The 5025-nt window shown below is 55.3% G+C and carries 7 protein-coding genes; 6 read left to right on the top strand and 1 reads right to left on the bottom strand.

The window, feature by feature from the left end:
- Nucleotides 1-1430 (top strand): tetratricopeptide repeat protein (locus tag KBZ22_RS14255; RefSeq protein ID WP_255022482.1); only part of this gene is annotated, 1430 nt, incomplete at its 5' end.
- Nucleotides 1431-1572: 142 nt separating this feature from the next.
- On the opposite strand, the gene KBZ22_RS14260 is transcribed toward KBZ22_RS14255, so the two are convergent.
- Nucleotides 1573-2307, bottom strand: coding sequence for a tetratricopeptide repeat protein (locus KBZ22_RS14260; RefSeq protein ID WP_255022483.1), 735 nt, complete (start codon nucleotides 2305-2307; stop codon nucleotides 1573-1575).
- Between the two features lie 345 nt (nucleotides 2308-2652).
- On the opposite strand from KBZ22_RS14260, the gene KBZ22_RS14490 reads away from it, so the two are divergent.
- The 5 genes from KBZ22_RS14490 (at nucleotide 2653) to KBZ22_RS14280 (ending at nucleotide 4920) form a co-directional block, all read left to right on the top strand.
- Nucleotides 2653-3204 (top strand): transposase family protein, encoded by a 552-nt coding sequence (locus tag KBZ22_RS14490; RefSeq protein ID WP_396112200.1) that lies wholly within the window; start codon nucleotides 2653-2655, stop codon nucleotides 3202-3204.
- Between the two features lie 91 nt (nucleotides 3205-3295).
- The gene (locus KBZ22_RS14265) at nucleotides 3296-3577 is read left to right on the top strand and encodes a hypothetical protein (protein ID WP_255022484.1); all 282 of its coding nucleotides are present in this window, start codon (nucleotides 3296-3298) and stop codon (nucleotides 3575-3577) included.
- 96 nt (nucleotides 3578-3673) lie between these two features.
- Nucleotides 3674-3994: a hypothetical protein gene (locus tag KBZ22_RS14270; RefSeq protein WP_255022485.1), complete on the top strand. Its 321-nt coding sequence runs from the start codon at nucleotides 3674-3676 to the stop codon at nucleotides 3992-3994.
- 59 nt (nucleotides 3995-4053) lie between these two features.
- Nucleotides 4054-4500 (top strand): hypothetical protein, encoded by a 447-nt coding sequence (locus KBZ22_RS14275; RefSeq protein WP_255022486.1) that lies wholly within the window; start codon nucleotides 4054-4056, stop codon nucleotides 4498-4500.
- A 42-nt stretch (nucleotides 4501-4542) separates the two neighbouring features.
- Nucleotides 4543-4920, top strand: coding sequence for a Mu transposase domain-containing protein (locus KBZ22_RS14280; protein ID WP_255022487.1), 378 nt, complete (start codon nucleotides 4543-4545; stop codon nucleotides 4918-4920).
- The last annotated feature ends 105 nt before the right edge of the window (nucleotides 4921-5025 follow it).

The raw sequence follows: 5025 nt of genomic DNA on the forward strand, positions 1-5025 counted from the left end.
AGGCCAAGCAGCAGCTCGAGCAGGAGCGCATCGCAACAGAGCGCCAGGCTGAAACCCAGCGGCTGGCCGCAGCGCGGCTTGAGCAGCAGCGTCTAGCCGATGCCAAGCGTGTCGCCCTCGAGCAGCAACTTCTCGTTGCATCGAAAAGACAGAATGACCTGGCACACTTACAGCAGCTAGCTGTACAGCAGAAACGATCAATTGAGGCCAAGATTGAAGATGTGAAAACTCAGATCAGCTCGGCCTTAGAAAAGGCCTCCACTGCATCCCTGACTGGAAATCTGCCAAAGATCTCTTTACCGGCTGAGACCCGTGGGAATGAAAGACATTCATCGTCCCCAGTCATTGCCATGCCAAGAACGACAGGCGTCAGAAAGCTTGCGCTTGGAAGACTTCCTCTCGACAATGCCTCAGATGTCTCGCTTGATCGTTTAATCGCTCCTGCAACCTCTAGCCCTGACCCGGAAGCATCAAACAATAATTCCTCAAGTACCACAGCAAACCTATTTCTCCTGAAGGGAGAATTCATGCAAGCTGCAAAGGAGTTTACGATTGCCATGGCTACTAGGCCTGAGGATTCTCTTCTCTTTACTGGTCGTGCCAAGTCTCGGCTCATGGGTGGCGATGTTAAGGGAGCCGGCGATGATCTAGATCGAGCAATCCAGTTGAACCCTTCTGATCCCGGCAATTTTTTGGCAAGGTCCCAAGTTAAGGATTTACTGGGCGATAAGCAAATGGCTCTGTTAGACCTTGACCGTGCTATTGATCTGAATCCTAAGTTTGAAGCAGCGCTTCTGAAGAGAGGCGCACTGCGTGCTGAGCTCGGCGACAAGGAGAGTGCCGTTAAGGACTACGGGCAGGTCATTGCATATAATCCTGCCAACACCGAGGCTCTCTACGTGCGAGCGGTGCTGAAAGAGGAGTCAGGTTACAAAGCGGATGCAGTTGCCGACCTTTCAAGAATTATTCAAGTGCTACCAAGGCACGCAGCTGCTTACTACAGGCGTGGCAGGCTCAAGGATGATCAAGGCGACCCCAAAGGCGCCATTTCCGATTACGATGCATCACTAGCGATCAATTCATCTCAGTCAAATGTTTACAATAATCGCGGCTTAGCCAAATCAGCCCTCAACGATCTCCAGTCAGCCATAAGGGACTTTGAAAAAGCAATTGAATTCAGCCCAACCTACTCAGCCGCGCACAACAATCTTGGTGCAGCTAGATACAAAGCTAAAGATCTTACTGGCGCAATTGCTTCGTACTCAAGGGCTATTGAGCTCAATCCTAGCTATGCATCGGCTTACGCAAACCGGGGAATAGCGCTTGAAGCAGTGGGCAATATTTCATCAGCCTGTCGCGATTGGCGTAAAGCTGCATCCCTCGGAGATGCCGATGCTTTTGCATGGGCTGGAGCACAATGCTCTCGTTGAGCAAATTAGGATATTAGCAATTCTAAACGTGCTTTAAGATGACAAATTTACACGCAGAGCTTGCAATTGATAGTGCCAAAAAATCAATGACCATGCTTTAAATGCGAGCCGCTTGTCCCAATGCTTTGACAGAAAGAAATCGCTATTTTGCTGACTCAATAATGCGCATACACTGCTTAGCATGCCATGAACGTGATTCAACCGAACCCATGGCAGCCGCCAGCTTCCAATCAGTACAAGCTCCCTTGATATCACTCATCAGTTCTTTGGCGATGCCGCGGTTTTGATAGGCGTCTGTATATTTTGGATTTACTCTTATTGCCGAATTGAAATCTGCTAGTGCAGCCCGAGAATTTCCCATGGCTCCAAAAGCAACGCCACGATTCAAGTAAGCTACCGCAAAGCTTTTATCTATTTCAATGGCGCGATCAAAATCTTTGATGGCACCTTTCATATCACCCAAACCACCCTTGACCAGACCCCTGTTGGAATATGCGGAGACGTAACGCGGATCAAGCTCGATAGCCTTGCTATATGATGAGAGAGCTTCAGACTTCAGGCCAATATCCTGCTGTGAGCGACCAAGAAGAAAGTAGGCTTCGGCTACATTGCTATTCAGCTCGATGGCCCTGCGCGCATCCAGTATCGCCTGTTCGGGCTGTCCGCGATTGAGTTTTAAGCGTCCCTGCTTAATGATCTCGGAAATGGCTGGGGACGGTGGCCCAGCGATTGCTTTGTAAGCACCCAAAATCATGACGGTAGAGGCGGTCGTTACCAAGGGTACAATCCGCAACGCTAAGAAACTCAGCTTAAGAATGGATCGCCTCTGCTGCAATGATCGGCTTGACGCAATCCTTGGAATGTCGGTCAAAGACATGCTCAACAATGTTACCATTTGGATTTTAACAGGCCGTGTCCCTTTAAGTGGTGTCAAATCGAGGCACGATTACCCTGATCTGAGAGCGATCAGGGGCGAATGACACCCCCTGTCATTCGCGAGGCGCATTTATGCCTCGTTGTTTTATGATTAACCCAGACGACTGACTTGCCAAGGCGTTCGCCTGGTTTGGTTCAGAGTTGCTGACATTACATGATTCTCTGCTGCTGATCTATGAGCTGTTCCTCGGTCTACCCCTGCTTCAGGGCCGCCTAAAAGTCTGTCCTGGTAACTCTTGCTGAACCTGTCAGCATTGGGCTTGGTCGGCGGGTCTATCCGCTTCCCATGCCCCAAAACTATTCCGGTGCAGTTGATCAGCTTGCACCTGCTGATCTGATCAGCTTCCTCAAGGCGATCCCCGAAGGACGTTTTAGGCGTGGCGTCCGTTACCCACAGCGGTTCCTGCTTCTGGTGGTTGTGCTCGGAATCCTGAGCGGCTGCAGGAGCTCACGCGATCTAGACGCCTTTGCTAGGCGGCACCGCAAAGCCCTGAACCAAGCCCTGGGTCTGGATTTCAAGCGCTGGCCCTCAGATGCCACTTTCCTGTACCTATTCAACAAGGCCAACCTGCAGCAGTTCGGTGAGGTGCTCCAGGCTTGGATGATCAGCCAGATCCCTGGTGGCACAGAGGGTCTCGACCAATTGGTGTGCGACGGCAAGACGTTGCGCGGTTCAGCCATTGAGACCGAGGACGGCAACCATTGGTATGGCCTCCGGCCGACTTCGTCTACGTTGCCCAGGTCACGGTCTATGCCCGCGCCTTGGGAGTTGCCTTGGCGCAGATGGCTTACGACACCCACGAGTCCAGTGAGCGAGCCGCCCTCAAGGAACTGCTGAGCGGTCTGGATTTTGAGGGGGTAGTAATCCAGGCGGATGCACTTCATACGACGCAGTCGTTTTTCGATGGTGCCTCGCCGAGGGGGCCGACGTGTGCCTGACGATTAAGAACAACCAACGCACCCTGCGCCGTCAGGTGGTCTTCCAGTTTGAGGGAAAGCGTCACATCCCTTTTGTGGCAAAGGATCACGAGAAACGGCACGGCCGTGACACGATCTGGACGCTGAGGGCGAAAGAAGCTCCCGATCACATCAAAGAGAACTGGCCAGGCTGCGCCTGGATCGTGGAGGTGAACGCCGACACGACCACGCGCAGAGGCAAACGGGAGCTCAGGCAGCACCTGTTCATCACCAGCCTGCACGGCGACAATTAGGTAGGCGGGTCTGCGCAACTACATAGGCGGGTCTCAACACGCGACAACAGGGCTTCGGTTCTGGTCTGGAGCGTTGTCCTGCCCGCCCCCCTGTCGTTGCGAATCAAGGAATGGTATGTGGCAAAACGGGCCCAAGGCCTCAGCCAACAGATCGCCGCTGATGGCGCCGGTGTTTCGGTGCGGAGCGCCCAGCGAATCGATCGAGGCGACCATCAGCCCGACAACCAGCCGCATTGCGGCCGCAGTTGGCGCACCCGCGCTGATCCGCTGGCCGATGTTTGGCAGAGCGTGTTGGTGCCGATGTTGGAGAAGGCGCCGCAGCTTGAACCCCAGACACTGCTGCTCCACCTTGAGCAGATCAGGCCGGGTGAGGAGTGGTACCGGCGCAAGCGCACCCTGCAGCGGCGCGTCGAGTAGTGGCAGGCGTGCATGGTCCAGGCCAGGAGGTGATGTTCATGTAGGAGCACCGCGCCGCAGTGCTTGGCATCTCCGATTTCACCCCGCTAGAAGGCCAACCCATCACCATTGCCGGGGTGGTGCTTGAACACCGGCTGTTCCACTTCCGCCTGCCGTATTTGGGTTGGTGTCATGTGGAGGAGATCCACGGCGGTGAAAGCTTTGTGGCGCTTTCAGAAGCACTGCAGATCGCCCTGGCCCTCTGCGGTGGCGTACCAGCAGAGCACCGCACCGACAGCCTTAGCGCCTGCTTTCGCAACCGCGACGGCAGCTATGCCGGCGATTACACCAGCCGCTATCGCGAGCTTTGCGCCCACCTGGGCGTGATCGCCACCCGCAACAACCGCGGCGTGGCCCATGAAAACGGCGCAATTGAGGGCCCGCACCGGCACTGGAAACATCGACTGGAGCAGCAGCTGATCAAGCGTAGTAGCCGCGATTTCGCCACTGAGGCTGAGTACCGCTAGCTGGTCGCTCATGTCACAACGACGCTGAATCAGCGGCCGAGCGTGCAGCAGAAGCTCACAATCGAGCGGCTACATCTGCAGCCCCTGCCGGTGCAGCGCTTTGCCGACTACGAGCCGCTGGTGGTGCGAGCACGGAGCACCAGCACGATCGAGGTACGCTCAGTCACTTACAGCATCCCCTCGCGTCTGATCAGCCAGCAGCTCACAGTGCACCTGCGCCATGACCGGTTGGATCTGTTCCTGCCTAGCCAGTTTGTTGAAACCCTGCCGCGCTTGCATCGGCGAGCGGGTCAGCTCGGGCCAATGCGCCGCATTGATTTCCGCAATGTGATCGAAAGCCTGCGGCGTAAACCCAGGGCCCTAATGCGCGCGCAGCTGCAGAGCGATCTACGGCCAGGTGTCCGACGACAATCTGGTTGAGGGGTCGCGCCAAACAGGTTGACCGCTCTGGAGGAGTTCAGCTGAATCCGGTTGCCATGCGCAGGGCACCGGGCCATGCCTGCTCCTCTCACCGTTCAACAGATT

It is taken from the genome of Cyanobium sp. L1E-Cus, from assembly GCF_024345755.1.
Classification (GTDB): domain Bacteria; phylum Cyanobacteriota; class Cyanobacteriia; order PCC-6307; family Cyanobiaceae; genus Cyanobium_A; species Cyanobium_A usitatum.

Bases quoted from the DNA above. Each gene is read 5' to 3' on its own strand.
- KBZ22_RS14260 (WP_255022483.1), bottom strand. From the start codon at position 2,307: ATGTCTTTGACCGACATTCCAAGGATTGCGTCAAGCCGATCATTGCAG.
- KBZ22_RS14490 (WP_396112200.1), top strand. From the start codon at position 2,653: ATGCCCCAAAACTATTCCGGTGCAGTTGATCAGCTTGCACCTGCTGAT.